Source organism: Pseudocitrobacter faecalis (assembly GCF_965231525.1).
Lineage (GTDB): Bacteria > Pseudomonadota > Gammaproteobacteria > Enterobacterales > Enterobacteriaceae > Pseudocitrobacter > Pseudocitrobacter faecalis.
Genome location: NZ_CBDDNJ010000002.1, coordinates 2,636,753 through 2,660,629, shown reverse-complemented (window position 1 = coordinate 2,660,629; position 23,877 = coordinate 2,636,753). Strand labels below are relative to the sequence as shown.

At 53.4% G+C, this 23,877-nt stretch carries 22 protein-coding genes; 12 read left to right on the top strand and 10 right to left on the bottom strand.

The genetic code is table 11. The features are described 5' to 3' along the window. Positions 1-20: 20 nt before the first annotated feature. Entirely contained in the window at positions 21-563 is a 543-nt protein-coding gene (zapC, locus tag ACOXYR_RS13375) for a cell division protein ZapC (RefSeq protein ID WP_108474559.1), read from the top strand. Here zapC and ACOXYR_RS13370 read toward each other — a convergent pair. Then, entirely contained in the window at positions 560-1,669 is a 1,110-nt protein-coding gene (locus ACOXYR_RS13370; RefSeq protein WP_108474558.1) for a YcbX family protein, read from the bottom strand. The genes zapC and ACOXYR_RS13370 overlap by 4 nt on opposite strands. A 98-nt stretch (positions 1,670-1,767) precedes the next feature. Here ACOXYR_RS13370 and rlmKL point away from each other — a divergent pair, with 98 nt between their 5' ends. The 6 genes from rlmKL (at position 1,768) to rmf (ending at position 9,691) form a co-directional block, all read left to right on the top strand. Then, a complete protein-coding gene (gene rlmKL / locus ACOXYR_RS13365) occupies positions 1,768-3,873 on the top strand; it encodes a bifunctional 23S rRNA (guanine(2069)-N(7))-methyltransferase RlmK/23S rRNA (guanine(2445)-N(2))-methyltransferase RlmL (protein ID WP_108474557.1) in 2,106 nt (701 codons plus the stop codon). 12 nt (positions 3,874-3,885) lie between these two features. Further along, positions 3,886-5,793, top strand: coding sequence for an ABC transporter ATP-binding protein (locus ACOXYR_RS13360; protein ID WP_108474556.1), 1,908 nt, complete (start codon positions 3,886-3,888; stop codon positions 5,791-5,793). A 15-nt stretch (positions 5,794-5,808) separates the two neighbouring features. Then, entirely contained in the window at positions 5,809-7,062 is a 1,254-nt protein-coding gene (gene pqiA / locus ACOXYR_RS13355) for a membrane integrity-associated transporter subunit PqiA (RefSeq protein ID WP_421355555.1), read from the top strand. A gap of 4 nt (positions 7,063-7,066) precedes the next feature. After that, entirely contained in the window at positions 7,067-8,707 is a 1,641-nt protein-coding gene (gene pqiB / locus ACOXYR_RS13350) for an intermembrane transport protein PqiB (RefSeq protein WP_108474554.1), read from the top strand. After that, entirely contained in the window at positions 8,704-9,267 is a 564-nt protein-coding gene (gene pqiC, locus ACOXYR_RS13345) for a membrane integrity-associated transporter subunit PqiC (RefSeq protein WP_189623518.1), read from the top strand. The genes pqiB and pqiC overlap by 4 nt, the downstream gene beginning before the upstream one ends. A 256-nt stretch (positions 9,268-9,523) precedes the next feature. Beyond that, positions 9,524-9,691, top strand: coding sequence for a ribosome modulation factor (gene rmf, locus ACOXYR_RS13340; protein ID WP_015965056.1), 168 nt, complete (start codon positions 9,524-9,526; stop codon positions 9,689-9,691). Between the two features lie 57 nt (positions 9,692-9,748). Here rmf and fabA read toward each other — a convergent pair whose 3' ends face one another. Continuing rightward, positions 9,749-10,267: a bifunctional 3-hydroxydecanoyl-ACP dehydratase/trans-2-decenoyl-ACP isomerase gene (fabA, locus tag ACOXYR_RS13335; RefSeq protein WP_010429339.1), complete on the bottom strand. Its 519-nt coding sequence runs from the start codon at positions 10,265-10,267 to the stop codon at positions 9,749-9,751. A gap of 69 nt (positions 10,268-10,336) precedes the next feature. Further along, complete coding sequence (locus ACOXYR_RS13330; protein WP_421355554.1) at positions 10,337-12,100, bottom strand: AAA family ATPase; 1,764 nt, start codon at positions 12,098-12,100, stop codon at positions 10,337-10,339. A 183-nt stretch (positions 12,101-12,283) separates the two neighbouring features. Here ACOXYR_RS13330 and matP point away from each other — a divergent pair, with 183 nt between their 5' ends. Continuing rightward, a complete protein-coding gene (gene matP / locus ACOXYR_RS13325; protein WP_113857338.1) occupies positions 12,284-12,736 on the top strand; it encodes a macrodomain Ter protein MatP in 453 nt (150 codons plus the stop codon). Positions 12,737-12,803: 67 nt separating this feature from the next. On the opposite strand, the gene ompA is transcribed toward matP, so the two are convergent. Together ompA and sulA are read right to left on the bottom strand one after the other, a co-directional pair. Next, positions 12,804-13,850, bottom strand: a complete 1,047-nt coding sequence (ompA, locus tag ACOXYR_RS13320) for a porin OmpA (protein ID WP_108474550.1) — start codon at positions 13,848-13,850, stop codon at positions 12,804-12,806. A 351-nt stretch (positions 13,851-14,201) separates the two neighbouring features. Continuing rightward, complete coding sequence (gene sulA / locus ACOXYR_RS13315) at positions 14,202-14,711, bottom strand: SOS-induced cell division inhibitor SulA (RefSeq protein WP_189623520.1); 510 nt, start codon at positions 14,709-14,711, stop codon at positions 14,202-14,204. A 208-nt stretch (positions 14,712-14,919) separates the two neighbouring features. On the opposite strand from sulA, the gene ACOXYR_RS13310 reads away from it, so the two are divergent. Further along, positions 14,920-15,543 carry a TfoX/Sxy family DNA transformation protein gene (locus tag ACOXYR_RS13310; protein WP_108474548.1) on the top strand — a complete coding sequence of 208 codons (624 nt, stop codon included), beginning with the start codon at positions 14,920-14,922 and terminating at the stop codon, positions 15,541-15,543. On the opposite strand, the gene yccS is transcribed toward ACOXYR_RS13310, so the two are convergent. Both yccS and ACOXYR_RS13300 read right to left on the bottom strand, forming a co-directional pair. After that, the gene (gene yccS / locus ACOXYR_RS13305) at positions 15,540-17,666 is read right to left on the bottom strand and encodes a YccS family putative transporter (protein ID WP_108474547.1); all 2,127 of its coding nucleotides are present in this window, start codon (positions 17,664-17,666) and stop codon (positions 15,540-15,542) included. The genes ACOXYR_RS13310 and yccS overlap by 4 nt on opposite strands. 18 nt (positions 17,667-17,684) lie before the next feature. Further along, the gene (locus ACOXYR_RS13300) at positions 17,685-18,131 is read right to left on the bottom strand and encodes a YccF domain-containing protein (RefSeq protein WP_108474546.1); all 447 of its coding nucleotides are present in this window, start codon (positions 18,129-18,131) and stop codon (positions 17,685-17,687) included. 120 nt (positions 18,132-18,251) lie between these two features. Here ACOXYR_RS13300 and helD point away from each other — a divergent pair, with 120 nt between their 5' ends. Continuing rightward, positions 18,252-20,306: a DNA helicase IV gene (helD, locus tag ACOXYR_RS13295; protein ID WP_421355553.1), complete on the top strand. Its 2,055-nt coding sequence runs from the start codon at positions 18,252-18,254 to the stop codon at positions 20,304-20,306. Positions 20,307-20,339: 33 nt separating this feature from the next. On the opposite strand, the gene mgsA is transcribed toward helD, so the two are convergent. Next, positions 20,340-20,798 carry a methylglyoxal synthase gene (mgsA, locus tag ACOXYR_RS13290; protein ID WP_108474544.1) on the bottom strand — a complete coding sequence of 153 codons (459 nt, stop codon included), beginning with the start codon at positions 20,796-20,798 and terminating at the stop codon, positions 20,340-20,342. 168 nt (positions 20,799-20,966) lie between these two features. Between mgsA and ACOXYR_RS13285 the strand changes: the two genes are divergently transcribed. Further along, the gene (locus ACOXYR_RS13285) at positions 20,967-21,380 is read left to right on the top strand and encodes a CoA-binding protein (protein WP_167405869.1); all 414 of its coding nucleotides are present in this window, start codon (positions 20,967-20,969) and stop codon (positions 21,378-21,380) included. 59 nt (positions 21,381-21,439) lie between these two features. Here ACOXYR_RS13285 and ACOXYR_RS13280 read toward each other — a convergent pair whose 3' ends face one another. Beyond that, a complete protein-coding gene (locus tag ACOXYR_RS13280; protein ID WP_350436167.1) occupies positions 21,440-22,417 on the bottom strand; it encodes an NAD(P)H-dependent flavin oxidoreductase in 978 nt (325 codons plus the stop codon). A gap of 138 nt (positions 22,418-22,555) precedes the next feature. Here ACOXYR_RS13280 and ACOXYR_RS13275 point away from each other — a divergent pair, with 138 nt between their 5' ends. After that, on the top strand, positions 22,556-23,449 hold the full coding sequence (locus tag ACOXYR_RS13275; RefSeq protein ID WP_189623522.1) for a LysR family transcriptional regulator: 894 nt from the start codon (positions 22,556-22,558) through the stop codon (positions 23,447-23,449). A gap of 60 nt (positions 23,450-23,509) precedes the next feature. Here the strand turns inward: ACOXYR_RS13275 and hspQ are convergent, their stop codons facing one another. Further along, positions 23,510-23,827 (bottom strand): heat shock protein HspQ, encoded by a 318-nt coding sequence (gene hspQ / locus ACOXYR_RS13270; RefSeq protein WP_108474540.1) that lies wholly within the window; start codon positions 23,825-23,827, stop codon positions 23,510-23,512. Positions 23,828-23,877: the final 50 nt, after the last annotated feature.

The following is a 23,877-nucleotide window of genomic DNA, read 5'->3' as shown; positions in this document are numbered from 1 at the left end:
TGAAATGAGGGGAGCGGACAATGCGAATTAAACCAGATGATAACTGGCGTTGGTATTATGATGAAGAGCACGATCGTATGATGCTCGATTTAGCCAATGGCATGTTGTTTCGTTCGCGTTTTGCTCGCCGGATGTTAACCCCTGACGCCTTTGCCCCTACCGGATTCTGTGTGGAAGACGCGGCGCTCTACTTCTCCTTTGAAGAGAAATGCCGCGACCTCGAACTCTCTAAAGAACATCGCGCCGAACTTATTCTTAACGCGCTGGTGGCGATTCGCTTCCTGAAACCGCAAATGCCGAAAAGCTGGCACTTCCGTGCCCATGACGATAGCTGGTCACCGATTACCGGTGATGCGGCAAGCGTCTGGCTGAGCGATACCAATCAGCAGGTGAATTTGCTGGTGGTTGAACCGGGCGAAAATGCCGCTCTGTGTCTGCTGGCGCAGCCGGGCCTGGTGCTGGCCGGGCGAACCATGCAGTTGGGCGATGCTATTAAAGTGATGAATGACAGGCTGCAACCCCAGCCAGGCCTGGCGGGTTACAGCCTGGAGCAAGCGGTTTAACTACGCAGTTTCAATGCGGTTTTTGGCACACAGCTACAGCACAGTACGGTGCCATCGTTGCCAATCGCGCTCTTCTTGAGCGGCGTCACTTCACCTTCTTCCAGCGTAATACGGCAACTGCCACAAATTCCTGCGCGGCAGGAGTAGGGTATACGTATGCCCTGTTGTTCGAGCTGTTCCAGTAAAACCTGCTGATTATTGCCGTTAAATGTTTGCCCCTGCCAGTTGATATCCACTTTCGAAGCCAAATCTTGCTCGACGGTCAGCGTGTCATCGTCTGCGCCAGCACCGTACACTTTCCCCGGCCCGGTAGCTAAAATTTCCACTTCATCGCCCACGCGAACCACACCGCTATTGCGCGGGATCAGGTTCTGGCCAAAATCGACGTCGCCGTTATCCTGCGCGGTGCGGAAGGATTGCAGCGTGTGTAACGGTTCGCCCGCCGGGTGTTTTTGGCCTTTCTCCGGGCTAATGGTGGTAAAAATGCAGCGGCTGCACGGTTTCACCACGTCAAAGACGACTTCACCAATGCGAATCGTTTTCCAGTTGTCTTCGTCCCACGCCTGCGCGCCGGTCACCACCAGATTCGGCCGGAACTGTTCCATTCTGACGCTGGCCGGGCAACGCTGCTGTAAATCGCGCAGAGACGCTTCGTTCGTCAGCAGGTAGGGGAAACCATCGGCAAACGAGAGCGGCACCGCGTCGTGACGTTTTACCCGACGCGTGAGCGTGTCGCCAAGCCAGCGCAGCTGCACATCGCGTTTAAAAAACGGTGACAGCCATTGATTGATCGCCTCCGGGGCGATGTGAGCGGTAAAATGGTTGCCCCACACTTCCGTTGGTTCAGCCTGTGCGGTGAAATCGGCAAAACGTACCAGTGCGCTGCTACCGTCCGGCGCTGTGAGATGCAGGCCGTCGCGCAGAATGGCCGGAGTGAAGCGCACCATCGCCGGGTACTGCCGCGCAGTGATAAACGTGCCATCGGGTTCGGTCACCATAAAGATACGGTCAAACGCCATTCCGCTCATATCTGCGAAGGCGTGAGTGAGCCCGATACCCCTCATGGATTTCACCGGGTGAATGAAAAGTCGCGATAACGTCAGCATGACGCATTCCCTGAGTCAGAAATAAGCCTTTAACTTTATGACATGGGGCCGAGATTGGCTATAATGCGCAACAATTTTCTGCAAGTAAAAGTGATGATATGAATTCTCTGTTTGCCAGTACGGCCCGTGGGCTGGAAGAGCTGTTAAAAACTGAACTGGAAGGTCTGGGCGCACAAGAGTGCAAAGTCACCCAGGGTGGGGTCCATTTTCAGGGAGACACGCGCCTTCTTTATCAAAGCCTGATGTGGAGTCGCCTGGCGTCGCGCATCATGATGCCGCTGGGCGAATGCAGTGTCTGGAGCGATCTCGACCTCTATCTCGGCGTGCAGGCGATCGACTGGACGGAGATCTTCACCCCGAACGCCACTTTTGCCGTGAGCTTTAACGGGCTGAACGATGAGATCCGTAACAGCCAGTACGGCGCGCTGAAAGTGAAAGACGCCATCGTTGATGCGTTCACGCGCAAGAATTTGCCGCGTCCGAATGTCGATCGCGAAAATCCTGACCTGCGCATTAACGTGCGGTTAAACAAAGAGAAAGCGTTTATCTCTCTTGATCTGAGCGGTGAAGGTCTGCATCTGCGCGGCTACCGTGACCGCACGGGTCTGGCGCCAATTAAAGAGAATCTCGCGGCGGCGATTGTGATGCGTTCTGGCTGGGTGCCGGGTACACCGATGCTCGACCCGATGTGTGGTTCCGGTACGCTGCTGATTGAAGCGGCGATGTGGGCGACCGATCGCGCGCCGGGTCTGCATCGTGGTCACTGGGGCTTTAGTGGCTGGGCGCAGCATGACGACGCTATCTGGCAGGAAGTGAAAGCCGATGCGCAGACCCGCGCACGCGCAGGCCTTGCTGCTTATGAATCCCGTTTTTATGGCTCCGACACCGATCGCCGCGTAGTGGAAATTGCGCGCAGTAACGCCCGTCGTGCCGGTATCGGCGAACTGATCACCTTTGAACAAAAAGATGTGGCTCAGTTGACCAATCCACTGCCGAAAGGCCCGTACGGTACCGTTATCAGCAACCCGCCATACGGCGAGCGTCTGGAGAGCGAACCGGCGCTGATTGCCCTGCACAGTCTGCTGGGGCGGATCATGAAAAACCAGTTTGGCGGCTGGAATCTGTCGCTGTTTAGCGCCTCACCGGAACTGCTGAGCTGCGTTTCGCTGCGTGCTGAACGCCAGTTTAAAGCCAAGAACGGCCCGCTGGATTGTATCCAGAAGAACTATCATGTGTCGGAAAGCACCGGCGAAGTGAAAGCTACCGTTGCGGAAGATTACGCCAATCGCCTGCGTAAAAATCTCAAGAAACTGGAGAAGTGGGCGAAGCAGGAAGGCATTGAGTGCTATCGCCTGTACGATGCTGACCTGCCGGAGTATAACGTCGCCGTTGACCGCTACGCCGATTGGGTCGTGGTGCAGGAATACGCGCCGCCGAAAACCGTTGATGCGCACAAAGCACGTCAGCGCCTGTTTGATATCATCGCCGCCACGATCTCCGTGCTGGGCATTGCGCCGAATAAACTGGTGCTGAAAACCCGTGAACGGCAGAAAGGTAAAAATCAGTATGAGAAGATGAACGAGAAGGGCGATTTCATGCAGGTAAGCGAATATAACGCTCGCCTGTGGGTCAACCTGACCGACTACCTCGATACTGGCCTGTTCCTCGACCACCGCATCGCCCGTCGTATGCTGGGTCAGATGAGCAAAGGCAAAGATTTCCTTAACCTCTTCTCCTACACCGGTAGCGCCAGCGTTCATGCGGGCCTGGGCGGCGCGCGTTCTACTACAACGGTTGATATGTCGCGCACCTACCTTGAGTGGGCCGAACGCAACCTGCGTCTGAATGGCTTGACCGGTCGTGCCCATCGTCTGATGCAGGCTGATGTGCTCGCCTGGCTGCGCGATACTGACGAACAGTTCGACGTGATCTTCATCGATCCGCCGACCTTCTCCAACTCAAAACGTATGGAAGATGCGTTTGATGTTCAGCGCGATCATCTGCGCCTGATGAAAGACCTGAAGCGTCTGCTGCGTAAGGGCGGCACCATCATGTTCTCGAACAACAAACGCGGTTTCCGTATGGATCACGACGGCCTGGCTGAACTGGGACTGAAAGCACAAGATATCACCCATAAAACACAGTCTCAGGATTTCGCCCGTAACCGTCAGATCCACAACTGCTGGCTGATTACCGCAGCCTGAAAGGAATAAAGAATGTCATTAATTAGTATGCATGGCGCGTGGCTATCCTTCAGCGATGCGCCGCTCCTCGATAATGCCGAATTGCATATCGAAGATAACGAACGTGTCTGTCTGGTGGGGCGTAACGGCGCTGGTAAATCGACGCTGATGAAGATCCTCAACCGCGAGCAGGGTCTGGACGACGGGCGCATTATTTACGAGCAGGATCTGGTGGTGGCGCGTCTGCAACAGGATCCGCCGCGTAATGTGCAGGGCAGTGTTTATGACTTCGTCGCTGAAGGCATTGAAGAACAAGCGGTTTACCTGAAGCGTTACCACGATGTTTCGCAACTGGTGATGACGGATCCCAGCGATAAGAATTTGCAGGAACTGGCAAAGATTCAGGAACAGCTGGATCACCATGGTCTGTGGCAGCTGGAAAATCGCATTAACGAAGTGCTCAACCAGCTAGGACTCGAACCGAATATGGAGCTGGCCTCGCTTTCTGGCGGTTGGCTGCGTAAAGCGGCGCTGGGCCGGGCACTGGTTAGCGCGCCGCGGGTGTTGCTGCTTGACGAACCCACGAACCACCTCGATATCGAAACCATCGACTGGCTGGAAGGGTTCCTGAAGACATTCAAAGGCACCATTATTTTCATCTCGCATGACCGTTCGTTTATCCGCAATATGGCCACCCGTATTGTCGATCTGGATCGTGGCAAACTGGTCACCTATCCGGGAAATTACGATCAGTATCTGCTTGAGAAAGAAGAAGCGCTGCGCGTGGAAGAGCTACAAAATGCCGAGTTCGACCGCAAACTGGCCCAGGAAGAGGTGTGGATCCGTCAAGGCATCAAAGCGCGTCGTACCCGTAACGAAGGCCGCGTTCGCGCATTAAAAGCGATGCGTAATGAACGCAGCGCTCGCCGTGAAGTCATGGGTAGTGCCAAAATGCAGGTCGAAGAAGCGTCCCGCTCCGGTAAAATCGTCTTTGAAATGGAAGATGTGAACTACCAGGTTGACGGAAAGGTGCTGGTAAAAGACTTCTCCGCCCAGGTGCAGCGTAGCGATAAAATTGCGCTGATTGGCCCGAACGGCTGCGGTAAAACCACGTTGCTCAAACTGATGCTCGGCCAGCTGCAGGCCGACAGCGGGCGAATTCACGTTGGTACCAAGCTGGAAGTCGCTTATTTTGACCAGCATCGCGCGGAACTCGACCCGGATAAAACGGTGATGGATAACCTGGCAGAAGGGAAGCAAGAAGTCATGGTCAACGGGAAACCGCGCCATGTTCTGGGCTACCTGCAGGACTTCCTGTTCCACCCGAAACGCGCCATGACGCCGGTTCGTGCGCTCTCCGGCGGGGAGCGTAACCGTCTGCTGCTGGCGCGCCTGTTCCTCAAACCCAGCAACCTGTTGATTCTCGATGAACCAACCAACGACCTGGACGTTGAAACCCTCGAACTGCTCGAGGAGCTGATTGATGGTTATCAGGGTACTGTTCTGCTGGTAAGCCACGATCGTCAATTTGTGGATAACACCGTCACTGAGTGCTGGATCTTCGAAGGTGAAGGTAAGATTGGTCAGTACGTCGGCGGTTATCACGATGCGCGTGGGCAACAGAGCCAATCGCAGACACAAAAACAAGCTATTGTTAAGAAAACAGCCGAAGCGACGCAGCCAAAAGCAGAAACTGTTAAACGAACCAGTACCAAACTAAGCTATAACCTGCAGCGCGAGCTGGAGCAGCTTCCGCAAAAGCTGGAAGAACTGGAAGCGAATCTGGAATCGTTGCAGGCACAGGTTGCTGATGCCTCCTTCTTCAGCCAGCCGCATGACCATACGCAAAAAGTGTTGTCTGAACTGGCGCAGGCCGAACAGGCATTAGAAGAGGCGTTTGAACGCTGGGAATATCTGGAAGCGTTAAAAAACGGTGCCTGATACCGAGGAGTTTTCATGTGCGATCAACATCATGCCGCGCGGCATATTCTTTGCCGTCAGTGTGACATGCTGGTGGCGTTGCCGCACCTTGAACATCGTCATAAAGCGGAGTGCCCACGCTGCGGCACAACGCTAACCACCGTATGGGACGAGCCGAGAACGCGTCCCACTGCTTATGCTATTGTCGCGCTTTTCATGCTGGTGCTGGCTAACCTCTTCCCTTTCATTTATATGAAGGTGGCAGGGGTCAATAGCGAAATTGAACTGCTGGAAATTCCGCGCGTACTGTTTATCGAAGACTACGCAAGCCTGGGCACCTTCTTTATGCTGTTTGTGCAGCTGGTGCCTGCCTTTTGTCTGGTCACCATTTTACTACTGGTGAATCGGGTAAAAATGCCGCTTAGCGTGAAGTCGTATCTCGCCAGAGTCCTGTTTCAGCTGAAATCCTGGGGGATGGCAGAAATCTTTCTCGCGGGTGTACTGGTCAGTTTCGTGAAGCTGATGGCCTATGGTGATATTGGCATTGGTAGCAGTTTCATTCCCTGGTGTCTTTTCTGCATCCTGCAACTGCGTACTTTCCAGTGCGTCGATCGCCGTTGGTTGTGGGACGATATTGCTCCGATGCCAGCACTTAAGACTGAACCTCAGCCCGGTGTAACGGGGATACGACAGGGGCTGCGTTCATGCGCGTGTTGCACCGCCATTTTGCCTGCCGATGAACACGTTTGTCCGCGTTGTCACTCGAAAGGATATGTGCGCCGCAAAAATAGCCTGCAATGGACTATGGCGCTGCTGGTCACTTCTATCATTCTTTATCTTCCGGCGAATATTCTGCCGATCATGATTACCGATCTGTTGGGCGACAAAATGCCATCGACGATCCTCGCTGGGGTGATTTTGCTGTGGAGCGAAGGTTCCTATCCGGTGGCGATGGTCATTTTTATTGCCAGTATTATGGTACCAACGCTCAAGATGATTGCCATCGCGTGGCTCTGCTGGGATGCGAAAGGGCATGGACGTCGTGACAGCGAGCGTATGCACCTGATTTATGAAGTGGTGGAGTTTGTTGGCCGCTGGTCGATGATTGATGTATTCGTCATCGCAGTGCTTTCTGCTTTAGTGAGAATGGGCGGGCTAATGAATATCTACCCGGCGATGGGCGCATTGATGTTTGCGCTGGTCGTGATAATGACCATGTTTTCCGCAATGACCTTTGACCCTCGACTGTCGTGGGATCGGGATCCGGAATCAAGCCATGAGGAGTCGTAAAAGCATGGAAACGAAGAGTGGGGAGGCCAAAGTGCAGAAGGTGAAGAACTGGTCTCCGGTCTGGATCTTCCCAATTGTCACTGCGCTGATTGGTGCATGGATCCTGTTTTATCACTACAGTCACCAGGGGCCGGAGGTGACGCTCATCACCACCAATGCCGAGGGGATTGAAGGCGGTAAAACCACAATCAAAAGTCGTAGCGTTGATGTGGGCGTGGTGGAGAGTACAACACTGACGGACGATCTCACGCACGTGGAGATTAAGGCGCGCCTGAATGCCGGCATGGAAAAACTGCTGCATAAAGACTCGGTTTTCTGGGTCGTGAAGCCGCAGGTTGGACGTGAAGGGATCAGTGGGCTGGGTACGTTACTCTCCGGGGCGTACATCGAGTTGCAGCCCGGTAATAAAGGCGGTCAGCAGGAAGATTATCAGTTGTTAGATCAGCCGCCGCTGGCGCCGCCGGATGCGAAAGGTATCCGCGTGATCCTCGACAGTAAAAAAGCCGGTCAGCTGAATCCTGGCGATCCGGTATTGTTCCGTGGCTATCGCGTCGGATCCGTTGAAACCAGTACCTTTGATGCGCAGAAACGTACAATCAGCTACCAGCTGTTTATCACCGCGCCAAACGATCGTCTGGTGACCAGTAACGTTCGCTTCTGGAAAGACAGCGGCGTAGCGGTCGATCTGACCTCTGCCGGGATGCGTGTAGAGATGGGCTCCCTCACCACGCTGTTTAGCGGTGGCGTGAGTTTTGATGTACCGGAAGGGCTGGATCTGGGACAACCGGTTTCCGAGAAGAGCGAGTTCAGATTGTATGATGATCAGAAAAGTATTCAGGACTCCCTGTACACTGAACATCTTGATTATCTGATGTTCTTTAAAGACTCTGTTCGTGGCCTGCAGCCTGGTGCGCCGGTGGAATTCCGCGGCATTCGTTTGGGTACCGTGGCGGAAGTTCCCTTTGATGTGAAAGGTCTGCGTCAGGCACTGAATAACGACTATCGTATTCCGGTACTGATTCGTATTGAACCTGAGCGTCTGGCAAATCAGTTGGGTGAGCACCCGGATCTGGGACAGCATCTTGAAGAGCTGATGAAGCGTGGTCTGCGTGGCTCGCTGAAAACCGGTAACCTGGTGACCGGCGCGCTGTATGTGGATATGGACTTCTATCCAAAAGAGCCGCAGATGACCGGTATCCGTGAGTTTAGCGGCTATGAGATTATCCCGACAGTGAGTGGCGGTCTGGCGCAAATCCAGCAGCGTCTGATGGATACGTTGGATAAATTCAACAACTTGCCGTTGAATCCGATGATTGAGCAAGCGACCAATACGTTGACCGAGAGCCAACGTACCATGCGTCAGCTGCAAACGACGCTGGATAACCTCAATAAGATAACGGCCAGCCAGTCGATGCAGCAACTGCCAGAAGACATGCAGAAAACGCTGCGTGAATTGAATCGCAGTATGCAGGGCTTCCAGCCAGGTTCAGCCGCTTACAACAAGATGGTCGCGGATATGCAACGTCTTGATCAGGTGCTGCGTGAGCTGCAACCGGTTCTGAAAACGCTGAACGAGAAGAGTAACGCGTTGGTGTTTGAAGCGAAGGATAAAAAAGATCCAGAGCCTAAGAGGGCGAAACAATGAAAAAATGGTTAGTGCTGGTGGCGGCCTGCCTGCTGGCAGCCTGTAGCAGCAGCGGTGAGAATAAAACTTACTACCAACTGCCGGTAGATAAAGGCACGGTGCAAAATAGCGCCAGCTCCGGTCAACATCTGTTATGGGTAGAGCAGGTCACTGTTCCGGATTACCTCGCCGGCAGCGGCGTGGTGTATCAGACCAGCGACGTGCAGTATGTCATTGCCAGCAACAATCTGTGGGCCAGCCCGCTTGACCAACAGTTGCGTACCACGCTTATCGCCAACCTGAGCAATCAGTTGCCAGGTTGGGTGATTGCGTCGCAACCTCTGGGTCACGATCAGGATACGCTCAATGTGTCGGTGAATGGTTTCCATGGGCGTTATGATGGAAAAGTTATTGTCAGCGGTGAATGGCTGCTGAACCATAATGGGCAACTGACTAAACGTCCGTTCCACATTGAACTGGCGCAGCAGAAAGATGGCTATGACGAGATGGTGAAAATGCTCGCACAAGCGTGGAGTCAGGAAGCGGTCTCTATTGCGCGCTTTCTCAATCAGCAACTATAAGAAGAATTAATAGAACTTAAGACCGCCGTGGGTGAGAAATCCACGGCGGTTTTTTTGTTTTTGTGCTCAGCAGGTTAATTGTCCCGGCTCACATTTTTTGTACAAATGAACTCTTGGGTAGCTCACAAATATGACACTGGCGTGAATTTTGCGCATTGACGATCGCGATGATTCAGGTTATTCGTAATGTGTGGTTGCACACTTTGTAATCACTGTTTTCATTTCCACCAGATAAAAGTAATGAGGGAAACGAGGCATGAAGAGACAAAAACGAGATCGCCTGGAACGGGCACATCAACGTGGGTATCAGGCCGGTATTGCCGGTAAGTCGAAGGAGATTTGTCCTTACCAGACGTTAAATCAACGTTCACACTGGCTCGGAGGCTGGCGAGAAGCCATGGAGGACAGGACAGTTATCGCCTGACGCTGTCTCTTTAGAAGAAACCTCCGCGTCGCGGAGGTTTCGCGTTAATACAGGGTCTTAAAACGCAGAAGTATCCTGGAACAACCCAACCTTCAGGTCGTTAGCGGTATAGATCAGACGACCGTCAACCAGCACCTCGCCATCCGCCAGGCCCATGATCAGACGACGGTTAACGATGCGTTTAAAGTGAATACGATAAGTCACTTTTTTCGCGGTGGGCAGAACCTGACCGGTGAATTTCACTTCACCCACGCCCAGCGCACGGCCTTTGCCTTCGCCGCCAAGCCAGCCAAGATAGAAGCCGACCAGCTGCCACATGGCGTCCAGACCCAGGCAGCCTGGCATCACCGGATCACCGATAAAGTGGCAGCCGAAGAACCACAGATCCGGGTTGATATCGAGCTCTGCTTCAACATAACCCTTATCAAAGTTGCCGCCGGTTTCGGTCATTTTAACGACACGATCCATCATCAGCATGCTAGGGGCTGGCAACTGCGGGCCTTTTGCGCCAAACAGTTCACCGCGACCAGAGGCAAGAAGATCTTCTTTTGTATAAGATTCGCGTTTATCTACCATGTTTTCAGTAAGCCTTATTTTGAGTTCGGGACGCAGGATAGCTAACACGTGTACGCTGAACAAGTCCGATCAGTTCGAATTGAACCAGCCCAGCCAGCGCAGCGGCCACGGATAACGATGCCGCGCGTCGGGCTGTGTGGCCTGCGCGATACGTTCCTGAATCGTTTGCAACAATGTTGTCTGCCCTTCAGCATCCCAGTTTAGCTGGGTAAGAAGCGGCAGGGCCTCGGTTACATCATCGACCGCCCAGATAGAAAATTGCCCGGCTTCAACCGCTTCCTGAACATCCATGGACAAACTCAAATGGCGTACGTTGGCGTTGGGAATAATCACGCCCTGTTTACCGTTCAAGCCGCGCTGCTGACAGATAGCAAAGAAGCCTTCGATTTTTTCGTTCAGACCGCCAACTGGCTGCGCGCGCCCAAACTGGTCGACGGAACCGGTGATGGCGATGCTTTGATTAATCGGCACACCGGAAAGGGCGCTGATCAAAGCACACAGTTCAGCCATGGACGCACTATCGCCATCCACTTCGCTGTAGGACTGCTCGAAGGTTAATGATGCAGAGAACGGGATCTGCTGATCGAGTTCGAGTTCCGACATCAGAAACGCCTGCATGATCATCATGCCTTTAGCATGAATATTGCCGCCAAGCTCGGCTTTGCGTTCGATATCCGTAAATTCACCGTCACCGATGTGCACGACGCAACTGATACGGGAAGGTTCACCGAAGGCGCGCGGGTGGCCCGGAAATTCAATTACCGACAGGGCGTTAATCTGACCGACACACTCACCTTCTGTTTCAATCAGAATTTGCTCAAGCAGGATCTCATCCTGCATACGCTCGGCCAGATAGCCTTCACGCCACTGGCGTTGCTCAAGCATTGTTTTGAGCTGCTCATCACCCAGGGTTTCACCTTCGCAGAATGGTGCGGCTTCGCGCAACTGGCGGCTGATCCAAAGCGGGCAAAGCGGCAGCGTTTCCTGATCGCCGGTATAGCGAGCACCTTCCTGAATCAGACGCGGCCAGGCATCAGCCGCAAGCATCGGCAGATTTGCATCACGCGCAACCTGCTGTACCCACTGACACCACTGTTTTACGGTCTCTTCATCGGTGATCTGAAGATTATCCTCATACTCGCAGTAGAGCGATTTTTCTGCCAGCTCAGGTTCCATTTCCTGGAAATCGGCCAGCGCGTCACGATCGCCAACCAGCATCACCTTCAGCGACAACGGCATGGAAGGAATAGTGACCGGCAACGGACGTGACTCATCAAAGGATAGCCACTCAAAACGCTGCTGGGTCACTTGTGATTTTAGACGCATCCATAGCAGGGGCTGAGCCAGTAATGCACGCAGAGAGAGAATGAGCACGCCACCGTTGGCTTTGTGCACCAGACCAGGCTGAAGAGAAATGTCGCCATTAAACTGACGCACGCAGCCGAACAGCTGCTCGGCTTCCACCCAGTCTGCAAAGATGACCGGGCTAAGGCTCGCGAAATCATCGTCCGGTGACGTTGCCGCAGAGACACTGACCTGGCCCGCGGCGATGGTGTAGTTCACGCCGGTCAGTCGAGACGCTGAATCGCTGCGTAAGGCGAGGGTCGCGTTGTGAAGCAGTTGCAGGTACGACTTTTCTTCTGGCGCTTTCACCAGTAAAAAGTCGCTGACGCCCTGAGGATGCAGAAACTGCTCCAGAGCATAATGCAAACGAGCCTGCAGCTCGCTGAATAAGGATTCATTAACTGACGAGATTTCAGGCAGAGTAAATAGCGCCTGGTACGCATCAGTCGCAGGGGCAAGGTCGCGCCGGGAAAGAGTATTTATGGTCAAAGTCGCTATTTTTAGTCAGATGTAAAGCGCGGGATTATACCTTATGCCGCAGGGAAGCTCACGGAGAATAGGGCGGTAATTCTGATATCGCCAACATTGTCTTCACGCTCACTGATTTCTTCTCAGCACATTGGCAAAAAACTGATATCCTGAAAAGAGTTACACGGTCACCTTGGGATCGCAATGAAATATCAACAACTGGAAAATCTTGAGAGCGGGTGGAAGTGGAAATACCTGGTGAAGAAGCACCGGGAAGGCGAACCTATCACCCGTTACATTGAAACCAGCGCCGCGCAGGAAGCGGTTGATCTCCTGCTGAAACTTGAGCATGAGCCGGTACAGGTGAATGAGTGGATTGCGCAGAATATCAATCCTGGCCTTGTGAACCGCATGAAGCAAACCATTCGCGCGCGACGCAAACGTCATTTTAACGCCGAACATCAACATACGCGTAAGAAGTCGATAGATCTGGAGTTCGCCGTCTGGCAGCGGCTGGCAGGGTTGGCTCAGCGGCGCGGCAAAACGTTGTCAGAGACCATTGTGCAGTTGATAGAAGATGCGGAAAACAAAGAGAAATATGCCACGAAGATGAGCACACTGAAGCAGGATTTACAGGCCTTACTAGGCAAAGAATAAACGTTTACATCTTTTCTTCCGGCCAAAAAAAACCCCGCAGCGCGGGGTTTTTTCATAAGACGATAACTTAAGCCTGCGGCTGAGCTACAACGTCTTTGATGCCTTTAACTTCGATCTCTACGCGACGATCCGGGGCCAGGCAGTCGATCAGTGCAGCGCGAGCTTTCACGTTGTCACAGGTGTTGCCGGTAACCGGGTTGGATTCACCCATGCCACGTGCAGAGATTTTGTCAGAAGGAATACCTTTAGAGATCAGGTAATCAACAACGGACTGAGCACGTTTCTCGGACAGACCCTGGTTGTAAGCGTCAGAACCGATGCGGTCAGTGAAGCCCAGAACAACAACTGAACCGTCTTTCGGATCCAGGTTGCTCAGCTGGCTGTACATCTGATCCAGAGCCTGCTGGCCTTCTGGTTTCAGCGTTGCTTTGTTGAAGTTGAACAGAACGTCAGACTTCAGAGTGAAGTGTTTGGTCTGTACTTCTGGAGCCGGAGCCGGAGCCGGAGCTACGACTGGCGCATCTTCCTGCTGGCCGAAACGGTAGGAAACACCTACGCTCAGCAGGCCGTTGTCCGGACGACCACCAACGGTGTTCGCGTCACCGATGTTGTTAGTCCACTGGTATTCCAGACGGGTAGCGATGTCACGGGTAACCGCGTATTCAACGCCGCCAGCGAATACTGGGGATACGCCAGTGTCGTGGTCTTTGAAGCCGGTGTTGTTTTTAGCGTCTGCACGCCAAACCATACCACCCAGACGAGTATAGATGTCCAGATCGTCAGTGATTGGGTAACCCAGTTTAGCGGTCAGCTGAACGCCCTGAGCTTTGAAAGCACCGTTCTGCTCGCTGCCTTTGTACGGCATACGACCTAACCAGTCATAACCCATTTCGAAACCAACATACGGGTTAACCTGATAACCACCGAAGGCACCAGCGCCCAGTTGGCTTTCATGGGTCGGACCGTTGTTGTTGATCTGGTTGTTGCCGACATCGTGGAACTGAGACCAGCCCAGTTTAGCACCAGTATACCAGGTGTTATCTTTCGGAGCGGCCTGCGCTACGGTAGCGAAACCAGCCAGTGCCACTGCAATCGCGATAGCTGTCTTTTTCATTTTTTGCGCCTCGTTATCATCCAAAATTTGCCATGAAAATCTAAAAGACTCACGGTTAAATCCTTCACCGGGGGCGTGACTTATTAATTACTCAGCAGATCTCTGCGGCGTAAGCTGATCACCCCTGGCGATGTAAAGTCTACAACGTAGTTGGAAACTTACAAGTGTGAACTCCGTCAGGCATATGAAAAAAAAGGGGTTGTATACACAATATTTAACATTTACGGCTAGAATTTAGACGAGATAAAATTCTGAGAACCGCATCACACCAGCGTTCTCAGGAATTTTAGCTCCTGAAACATGCCCGTAACGAGACTGCAAAAAAAATTCCAGGAAAATTCCTAATTTCTATCAATGATACAAATTTGAGTGAATTTTTAGCCCATTCAGTTGTCCTGCTGGAGAAGAGGACGAGTTAACCGGCCGCATGATAAACGCCATCGCATTTCCTTCTTCAGCCGCACGCATCAACCGGGCATGTTCCTGTTCCGACAATTCATCCGCCACCCAGGCAATGACCACACTATAGTTTCCTGTACGTAATGCGCGCTCCATCGAGTCGAGCATGTTGCACGAGGACATCTGGCGAAGCTGCATGACCTTGGACAATGGCAGGCCGGAAGCCTGAACCCACTGGCGGCTCAGTTTTTGTTGCGGCGTGAGCCAGAGCTGCCAGCGAGACTGCTGTCCCAGTTGTTGCAATAAAGGCAGCAGGAGCAACTGCGCCATCATGGGCTGATCTTCACGATAAACCACTTCGCTCACCAGGGCAGGGGAGGCCTGTACAGGAGACGCGAATGCGCGATGTGTCGCAGGTGCTGCCGCGACAGAAGTACGATTTACAACACCAGATGTATACATAGCTAATCCAACCTTGTGGGTTACTGTATGAATATACAGTACCTCCCCTGACACGAAAGATCAACCTCATTTTCTGAAAGCGACTCGCAAATTCGCACATCAAATTCACGCAGCCCTTGCTGTGCTGACGGAAGTTTTTTATGTTGCTCATTACTGGAACTACTAACAGTTTTTATGCTTCTAAAGGCATGATTAGTAAGGGATAATCATGAAAAAAATATCATATAAACGGATTTATCAATCCCAGGAATATCTTGCGCCTCTTGGGGTCGTGCGCTCTCGATCGCTCTTTGGTGGATATAGCCTCTCAATTAATAACACCGTTTTTGCCATGGTCTCTGAAGGGGAGCTATACCTTCGGGCTTGCGAGGAAACGGCGGTGTATCAACGGAAAGTGAAAACGCCACTTTTAACGCTGAAGAAGAGAGGCGGCCCGCTTCAGCTCAACTATTTCCGCGTCGATGATACGTTATGGCAGAACCAAAAATTGTTGCTGCGCTTAAGTAAGCTTTCGTTAAAAGACGCACAGCGCGAGAAAAAAGATCGTCAGGTTTCGCAACGGCTGAAGGACTTGCCTAATCTTTCCTTCCATATGGAATTGTTGATGGCCGAGGCGGGAATTAAGAACGTGGCTGATTTACGTCAATTGGGTGCCAAAGACGCCTGGGCCAAATTACGTCGCCTGCGCGAAAACCTGAGTGTGGGGTTTATTTTATCGCTCGAAGGGGCGCTGACGGGCGTTCATGCCGCAGCCATTCCGTTACGGCGACGCGATGAGTTGATTGACTGGGCAAGCGCGCTGAACCTCCACGCGCCCGCCCAGGCTGATTAGGCCAGAACGCGTTGCTGCAGACGACAGATTTCCGGCAGCAGGGCAACGAGCAAGCCTATTTGTTGCAATACCAATGGCTCTTTACTGTCCGGGCGCGGTTCAAGATGGCGGATACGTTCCGCCAGCCCGGTTAGCGCCTCCTGAACGCGTTCCTCATCCGCGGGGAGATGATGGAACGCATCGTCGACATAGCATACGGCGTCATCCAGCAGCGCCAGAATTTCCGGGTTGGTGAGCTTTTCACGGTGTGCGCCCAGCGCGGAGATGTAGCTGGTAAGTGTATGGTTCAGACACAGCAGGCGGAATGCCGTTTCCCGCATCTCGTGAGTAACCTTTGGCTCCGTCGACATATTTGATACCACCGACGCCAGCTCAGCATCGCGGTTATGCGCGTCACGGCGGGCGATGCGATAGGCAAGACGGTTATCGCGACCCTGGTGATACTGTTCGAGGATGGCGTCCAGATAGCGGCAGTTGGCATCAACCGCACGGGCCAGCACCCGAGGGAGGTCGCGGAACTTCCAGTCCGGCCAGATAAAACTGACGGCAAACCAGGCGATACCACACCCTATCAGCGTGTCGATAACGCGCGGCAGCGCCACCTCAAAGCCTTCACCCAGTAGGTTGAAGCACAACAGCACCAGCAGGGTAATGAACATGGTGGCGTGGGCGTATTGTATGTTACGGAAGGCGAAGAACAGCACCCCGGTTACCACAATCAGCGCCAGTTGCCCTTCCAGCGACGGCACCAGTAGCAGAACGGGAATACCCAGAGCCACGCCGACCAGCGTACCAATTATACGCAGCGCCAGACGGTGGCGCGTGGCGTTGTAGTTGGGCTGGCAGACAAACAGGCTGGTAAGCAAAATCCAGTAACCATGGTTCAGTCCGGTAAGCTGAATAAAGGCATATCCGGCGCAAAGCACCAACGACATTCTGACCGCATGGCGGAACAGGGCGGACTCAGGCGACATATTCATGCTCAGACGCAGGCGAATATCGCTAAAGCCGTGCAGGCCGTCATCGGCGAGCAGGGTTTCTGTTTCGCTTTTCGCCTGTGCTTGTGCCTGTTCGGATTCGATGGTGGCCAGTTGAGCGTCAATCGCGCGCAGGTTATTGAGCAGAAAACCCAGCGCTTTCATCTGTTCTGGCGACGCACCGCTTGCCCGAACGCGATCTAACGCGGCATCCAGATGGGTAAACGCCCGTTCAAAGCGGCTGTCATGCTGGTAAGGCGTACGCAGCAGAATCGCTTTCGACAGTTGCTGGCAAGCCTGCGCCTGCATAGAAAGGAGGCGCTGGAAGCGAAACATTACGTCACTGTAGCGGAAGTTATCGCGCAACGTCTGATACTGGATATGCGAGGAGCTGGCTCGTTCGTGGATATCCTGCGCCACAAAATAGTAGTGCAGCGTGCGACGCGTCCCGCGCTGACCGCGGTCGCCGCGCAAACGCGTGAGCAAGGAGGTTTTGGTCTGGTTGAGCGTCGCCATCAGCTTGCCGTTTGCCAGCGCCAGCTCATACAGCGGGGCCTGGTTTTCATCTTCAATGTCCGGGTCGAACAGACGTGATTTCAGTTCCAGATAATGTGCCAGCTGTTCATAACTGCGTGCGATATTATCCTGCAACGGACGGATCGGGAAAATCAGATGCCCGGTGAGGGTCAGTAAGTTATACCAGACGGCACCGGCGATCAGCAGCAGCGGTTGCTGATACCACTGGGAATAGAGGGAAACGCCCAGCATGGTATAGATGGCAATCAGCAGCGCGCCAAAAGCTATTGTGGCGTAGCGTTGCCCAAGGGCACCTAACAAAATAAACCCGGTCGTCGATACCGTCAGCCCCAGCGCAAACAGCCACGGCCAGGGGAAAAGCAGTTCAACGGAGGCGGAAGCAATAAAAAAGCAAATAAGCGTAATCACCAGATTACGCAGCCGTCCGGCTAAACGATCGTCAAGGTCGGTCAGCGCCGCCGCAACGACGCCGAGGGTTAATGGAATGGTCAGTTTTGAATCGCCAAGCCACCACGGCAGCGCCGTGGTGCCACACAGGGCGATAAAAATCCTGACGTTATAAAGCCATGCGCTGTTCCATGTATAGCGGCGTAGCAGGGGACTTAACATAAAGATAATCAGCCCCGATTACTGAAAGCGACGACGCGCATTGGCTTCGCGCGCGGCACGAGCCACTTCAACCGGCACGACGCGCCGACCGACCGGCCAAAGCGCAATGGCGGCGATTTTAAAATTGGCGATACCCACAGGAATGCCAATGATGCTGATGCATTGAGTGATACCGACCGTGATATGGGTCAGGCATAACCACCAGCCAAACAGCACCAGCCAGACGATATTGAGCACGGTGCCGCCCGCATTCAGCACGCTGTTTTTCGACTGCGGATCCAGTTCATCGACATGCACCGCTTCGTTGCCATATGGGATCAGCGACAGCTTGGTGATTTCCCAGCAGGAGCGGGTGAGCGGCAGAGTGATAATAAAAATGATGCTGAAAAACGTTGCGACCAGCCAACCGAAGGTTGTGGCGAAACCACCTAATACAAAATTTAAAATATTCAGAACGGTACGCATAAATCCTCTGTGCGGCCTGTGAATAATAAGTCCGGGTAATTGTAACGTTTTTTTGCGCTGGAGCACCTATTCTCTGGCGGTTACACTGTGTGTTATCGAAAAAAGCAGGATTTGGCGAAGATGGAATTAAGAGCGACAACGTTGGGTAAGCGCATGGCGCAGCATCCTTACGATCGGGTTGAGCTTCTCAATGCGGGGGTTAAGGTATCGGGCGAACAGCATGAATATCTCATTCCTTTCAATCAGTTGTTGTCGATTAACTGCAAGCGCGGTCTGGTATGGGGCGAGCTGGAATTTGTGCTGCCCGAAGATAAAGTTGTCCGTTTGCACGGTACCGAATGGGGTGAAACCCAACGTTTCCATCGTCACTTAATCACCCGCTGGCAGGCATGGAGCCAGGAGATGAGCGACATATCCGCCGGGGTCTTACAGCAATTGTTGGCGGAAATCGCCGACAATAACGACGCCGATAAATGGCTTACCCGCCAGCAGACCTCAACTATCCGTCAGAGGATTTTACATGCGCTGGAAGGTTTGCCGGTGCCGGTAAGTCGCCTGAACAGCTTCGACAACTGTCGCGAGGCATGGCAGCAGTGCCAGGCCTGGCTCAACGATGTGGAAGCGAGCCGACAGGCACATAACCAGCGCTACACCGAATCAATGCTGGAACAGTACGCCGATTTCTTCCAACAGATCGAATCCTCGCCGCTGAATGATTCGCAGGCGCGCGCGGTGGTGAATGGTGAACGTTCACTGCTGGTGCTGGCGGGTGCAGGTAGCGGTAAAACGTCAGTGCTGGTGGCGCGTGCAGGCTGGCTGATGACACGCGGGGAAGCGGCAGCAGAGCAAATCTTACTGCTGGCGTTTGGGCGCAAAGCGGCGCAGGAGATGGATGAGCGTATTCAGGCGCGCCTGCATACGGATGCGATATCCGCGCGAACCTTCCATTCTCTGGCGCTGCACATCATTCAGCAGGGCAGCAAAAAAGTGCCGGTGGTCAGCAAACTGGAAAATGACACCGCCGCGCGATACAAACTTTTCACCGACTGCTGGCAGCAGCAGTGCAAAGAGAAAAAAGCCCAGGCCAAGGGCTGGCGCTTATGGTTGCAGGAAGAAATGGGCTGGGAGGTTGGCGAAGACAATTTCTGGAATGATGCGAAGATCCTCAAACGGATGGGCAGCCGACTGGATCGCTGGGTTAGCCTGATGCGCATGCACGGCGGTACACAGGCCGAGATGATCGACAACGCGCCGGAAGAGGTTCGTGAACTGTTCGGTAAGCGCGTTAAGCTGATGGCCCCTCTGCTGAAAGCGTGGAAAACCGCGTTAAAAGTAGAAAACGCGGTGGATTTCTCCGGGCTGATTCATCAGGCGATTAACGTGCTGGAAAAAGGCCGCTTTGTTAGCCCCTGGAAACACATTCTGGTCGATGAATTCCAGGATATCTCTCCACAACGCGCAGCATTGTTAGCAGCCTTACGTAAGCAGAATTCACAAACCACACTCTTTGCCGTGGGCGATGACTGGCAGGCTATTTATCGTTTCAGTGGCGCTCAACTGTCGCTTACCACTGCCTTTACACACTATTTCGGCGAGGGTGATAACTGCGCGCTGGACACAACCTATCGCTTCAATGGCCGCATCGGTCAGATAGCCAACCGCTTTATTCAGCAAAACCCGCATCAGTTGCGTAAACCGTTAAACAGCCTCACCGCAGGTGATAAAAAAGCGGTCACGCTGTTGCCGGATGACCAGTTAGATGCACTTTTCGACAAACTGAGCGGTTACGTCACCCCGGATCAACGTATTCTGGTGCTGGCGCGTTATCATCATTTGAAACCGGCCACCCTGGAAAAAGCCGCTACCCGTTGGCCGAAGCTGTCTATCGATTTTATGACCGTGCATGCCAGTAAAGGCCAGCAGGCGGATTACGTGATTGTGCTGGGGTTGCAGGAAGGCCAGGACGGCTTCCCGGCACCGGCGCGGGAATCGATCATGGAACAGGCACTGCTGCCGGAGCCTGAGGATTTCATCGACGCCGAAGAACGGCGTTTGCTGTATGTGGCGATGACCCGCGCCCGTCACCGCGTGTGGTTGATGTTCAACAAAGAGAATCCGTCGCCGTTTGTCGAAATCCTGAAACAGCTGGATGTCCCGGTGGCGCGTAAACCCTGAAAAGAAACCCGGCGTGATAGCCGGGTTGATGAATTATTTCAGACGTTCTGCCAGATAACGTTGATAATCCGGAATCAAAATCTCTACCGGATCGCTGAAATGCGGCGACTGAATAATAAGATCTGCCGTTGAGGCGTTTGTAGCGACCGGAATGTTCCAGACGGTCGCCAGACGCAGCAGCGCTTTGACGTCCGGATCGTGCGGCACGGCGTTGAGTGGATCCCAGAAGAAAATCAGCACATCAATTTTTCCCTCTGAGATCAGCGCGCCGACCTGCTGATCGCCGCCCATCGGGCCGCTCAACAAGGCATTCACTTCCAGACCCGTGGCGCGAGCCACCAGATTCCCCGTCGTGCCGGTCGCCGATAAGGCGTGCTGCGCCAGCACGGCCTTATGGCGGTCGACCCATTTCAAAAGCATATCTTTGCAGTGGTCGTGGGCAACCAGCGCAACGTGTTTGCGCGCCGGCAGTGTGCGAGTAGTGAGTTCCATAGCGTAATATCCTAATCAATAAATGCAGACAGATTACTGGATGCGAATAGTGCTGCAAGCATTAAGGATAAAAAATATGATGAGTGGCGAAATTGGCGGCAGTGTGCGCGTTTATGGCTGCCCTGTGCGGATTGGCGTACACTTAACGTAAAGGCTTGGAGGATAATGATGACTGAAAGTGATATTGCAGACATTCTGAACAGCACGCGCACCATTGCGCTGGTTGGGGCAAGTGACAAACCGGATCGCCCAAGTTATCGGGTGATGAAATATTTGCTGGATCAGGGCTACCACGTGATCCCGGTCTCGCCAAAAGTGGCGGGTAAAGAACTGCTGGGCCAGAAAGGCTACGCAACCCTTGCGGATGTGCCGGAAAAAATTGATATGGTTGATGTTTTCCGTAACTCAGAAGCGGCCTGGGGCGTGGCGCAGGAAGCGGTAGCGATAGGTGCAAAAGTGCTGTGGCTACAGCTGGGCGTGATTAACGAACAGGCGGCCGTGCTGGCGCGCAATGCGGGGCTGAGCGTGGTGATGGATCGTTGCCCGGCGATCGAAATCCCGCGTCTGGGGCTGGCGAAATAATCCATTCCGCCCGAAGAATCTCACGGGCGGTCTCTGATTTTCCTGCCTACAGCACGCCATCAAACGGTCAGCGCATCCACCACCTCAGCGACGCTGACAACGGCTTTAATGCCGCCAATCCCGGTTCCCAGTGAGATATAGCCTTCATCCGTATTGCCTTCCAGCATGCCTAACCGCAAGCCGCGAAGCCCGCCCATCGCGTGAGCAATCTCCTCTTTGCTGGCCCCTGACTTGTCCATCGCGACCAGTTTCTCGGTCAGTTTCCCCGGAAGAGAGCGATAGTAATCCGGCAGAGTACGGAACAGACGTAAATCCAGCCCGTTCGCGGCAACAATTTTCTCTTTAATCGACAGCGGTACACGGTTTTCCAGCGTGCTGATAAATACTGAACCCGCGAATACACCTTCCGCACCCAATGCATGGGCGGCTCTGGCCGTACGTTTATCAACAATCCCCCCGGCTGCAAGAACCGGCACGTTTTCTACAGCATCGACAATCATCGGAACGACGGAGAAAGTACCCAGTGCGGTGGCAGGTAATGTTCCGCCTTCGTCAAAACCGGTGGCCACGATGATATCTGCCCCGGCGCGTTCGGCTTCTCGGCTGTTGGCGGGCGTGGGGTTGATATCACGATAGATAATCGCAACGCCAGCGGCTTTTAGCTCAGCAAACAGCGCAGGAATAATCGCGCCCTCGCCATAGCCGGTATAGACCACCGCTTTTACCGCTTCTTCTTTGATAACCCCCAGGATGCCCGGCGTCCAGATATCATTTTCTGGCGAAGGGATCAGATTCACGGCAAATGGCTTTTCGGTTAATTGTTTGGTTTTGCGGATCTCTTCGCGCATTTTCTCGGCGGTTTCTTCAGGAGTAGAGACCGCCGTTGCCGCGGTCAGACCCGCATTTGGCCCCAAAACACCCAGCCCGCCGGCGTTACTCACGGCGGCAACCAAACGCGCGTCGGTTAACCACGAGAGTGGGCCCTGAATAACCGGCTTTTCAATACCTAAAATCTGGCAGATACGATTCTTTTTCATGATCTTATTTCCTCGTCACGAACGCATTTCTGATGTGGGAGGGAGTGTATAGCGATTTATTGTTCATAAAAATAGTGAAAAAAGTTCTTCACTATTATTAAATTAGTAACAATATAAACGGGATGATGGTCATCGCGCATGCAATTAAATCTGTTTGAAAACATTAAGATTTTTATGGAAATTGTGGATGCCGGGAGTTTTACTCAGGCGGCAGAGAACCTGCAACTGCATCGCCCGGCGGTCACCAGGGCAGTGCAGCAACTGGAAACGCAATGCGGCGTTCGCTTACTGCAGCGCACCACGCGTCGCATCGCGTTAACTTCGGAAGGCGAAGAGTTTTATCGCCGCAGTAAACCCTTGTTGTATCAGGCCGATGAATTGCTGGCGTCGTTTGCGCCAGACCGCCCCCTTCACGGACAACTGCGCGTTGATATGCCGGTTGCCTTTGCGCGTCAGTTGGTGGTTCCCCGGCTCGCTGAGTTTTATGCCAGACACCCTGACCTCGAAATCATCCTCACCGGTAGCGATGTGCGGCGCGATATGCTGCGCGAGGGGCTGGACTGCATGCTGCGCGTCGGGAAGCTTGATGATGGCGACTATATGGCGCGCCCGATGGGCGAGGTGAGGAGAATGACCTGCGCCAGCCCTGGTTATCTTGCACAGTATGGCACGCCGCAGACGCTTGACGATCTGCGTCATCATCAGGCTGTTAACTGGATTGTCAGCAATAACCGGGAGATTGTGCCCTGGCACTTTACGACGCCTCAGGGCGTCGAAGAACGGTTACTGCCGGGAAAATTGATTCTGGATAATGCCGAGGTTTATATTTCGGCGGGTCTTTCCGGGCTTGGGTTATTGCAGGGGATGAATTTCTTCTTACAGCCCTATATCGATAGCGGTCAGTTGGTCGAGGTTCTGCCGAATTTTCCCTGCCCGTCGCGAAAGTTATCGCTTATTTACCCGCATCGGCATCTGCCGCAGAAGGTGAGGGTATTTGCGCAATGGCTCGAAACCGTGTTGCAGGCGTTATGACGGAATGAATGTAAAAAAACACCGCTCACGTAAGTGAACGGTGTGATAAGGCGCGGGGGGTTAGTTACGCAGTCGCGGCGCCTGAAGCTGCTGGCGAATAGTGCGAGCCAGCTCATCCATTGAAGGTTGTTCCGGATGATCTTCACGCACTTCACCGCTCAGTTGCGCTTCAGCCAGATAGGTGTGAACCGGCTGGCCGTCTTCATCTTCCATGACCACGTGATACCACGGCAGCATACGCAGTTCATCGTTTGCCGCCAGTTCATCGGGCTCTGGTTCATCAAGTGAGTATTCCGGGTCGATATCGACAACCACGCCCAGATACCCTAACAAGGAATGACGGACCTGTTGGCCGATACCGAATTTGCTGGCAATCATAGTCACCTCCCGGGAAACATTAACTACATACAATATGTGGTCGTTGTTTC

What these genes read in the sequence shown, in the direction of transcription:
- zapC (WP_108474559.1), top strand. Translation starts at nt 21, where the DNA reads ATGCGAATTAAACCAGATGATAACTGGCGTTGGTATTATGATGAAGAG.
- ACOXYR_RS13370 (WP_108474558.1), bottom strand. Translation starts at nt 1,669, where the DNA reads ATGCTGACGTTATCGCGACTTTTCATTCACCCGGTGAAATCCATGAGG.
- rlmKL (WP_108474557.1), top strand. Translation starts at nt 1,768, where the DNA reads ATGAATTCTCTGTTTGCCAGTACGGCCCGTGGGCTGGAAGAGCTGTTA.
- ACOXYR_RS13360 (WP_108474556.1), top strand. Translation starts at nt 3,886, where the DNA reads ATGTCATTAATTAGTATGCATGGCGCGTGGCTATCCTTCAGCGATGCG.
- pqiA (WP_421355555.1), top strand. Translation starts at nt 5,809, where the DNA reads ATGTGCGATCAACATCATGCCGCGCGGCATATTCTTTGCCGTCAGTGT.
- pqiB (WP_108474554.1), top strand. Translation starts at nt 7,067, where the DNA reads ATGGAAACGAAGAGTGGGGAGGCCAAAGTGCAGAAGGTGAAGAACTGG.
- pqiC (WP_189623518.1), top strand. Translation starts at nt 8,704, where the DNA reads ATGAAAAAATGGTTAGTGCTGGTGGCGGCCTGCCTGCTGGCAGCCTGT.
- rmf (WP_015965056.1), top strand. Translation starts at nt 9,524, where the DNA reads ATGAAGAGACAAAAACGAGATCGCCTGGAACGGGCACATCAACGTGGG.
- fabA (WP_010429339.1), bottom strand. Translation starts at nt 10,267, where the DNA reads ATGGTAGATAAACGCGAATCTTATACAAAAGAAGATCTTCTTGCCTCT.
- matP (WP_113857338.1), top strand. Translation starts at nt 12,284, where the DNA reads ATGAAATATCAACAACTGGAAAATCTTGAGAGCGGGTGGAAGTGGAAA.
- ompA (WP_108474550.1), bottom strand. Translation starts at nt 13,850, where the DNA reads ATGAAAAAGACAGCTATCGCGATTGCAGTGGCACTGGCTGGTTTCGCT.
- sulA (WP_189623520.1), bottom strand. Translation starts at nt 14,711, where the DNA reads ATGTATACATCTGGTGTTGTAAATCGTACTTCTGTCGCGGCAGCACCT.
- ACOXYR_RS13310 (WP_108474548.1), top strand. Translation starts at nt 14,920, where the DNA reads ATGAAAAAAATATCATATAAACGGATTTATCAATCCCAGGAATATCTT.
- yccS (WP_108474547.1), bottom strand. Translation starts at nt 17,666, where the DNA reads ATGTTAAGTCCCCTGCTACGCCGCTATACATGGAACAGCGCATGGCTT.
- ACOXYR_RS13300 (WP_108474546.1), bottom strand. Translation starts at nt 18,131, where the DNA reads ATGCGTACCGTTCTGAATATTTTAAATTTTGTATTAGGTGGTTTCGCC.
- helD (WP_421355553.1), top strand. Translation starts at nt 18,252, where the DNA reads ATGGAATTAAGAGCGACAACGTTGGGTAAGCGCATGGCGCAGCATCCT.
- mgsA (WP_108474544.1), bottom strand. Translation starts at nt 20,798, where the DNA reads ATGGAACTCACTACTCGCACACTGCCGGCGCGCAAACACGTTGCGCTG.
- ACOXYR_RS13285 (WP_167405869.1), top strand. Translation starts at nt 20,967, where the DNA reads ATGACTGAAAGTGATATTGCAGACATTCTGAACAGCACGCGCACCATT.
- ACOXYR_RS13280 (WP_350436167.1), bottom strand. Translation starts at nt 22,417, where the DNA reads ATGAAAAAGAATCGTATCTGCCAGATTTTAGGTATTGAAAAGCCGGTT.
- ACOXYR_RS13275 (WP_189623522.1), top strand. Translation starts at nt 22,556, where the DNA reads ATGCAATTAAATCTGTTTGAAAACATTAAGATTTTTATGGAAATTGTG.
- hspQ (WP_108474540.1), bottom strand. Translation starts at nt 23,827, where the DNA reads ATGATTGCCAGCAAATTCGGTATCGGCCAACAGGTCCGTCATTCCTTG.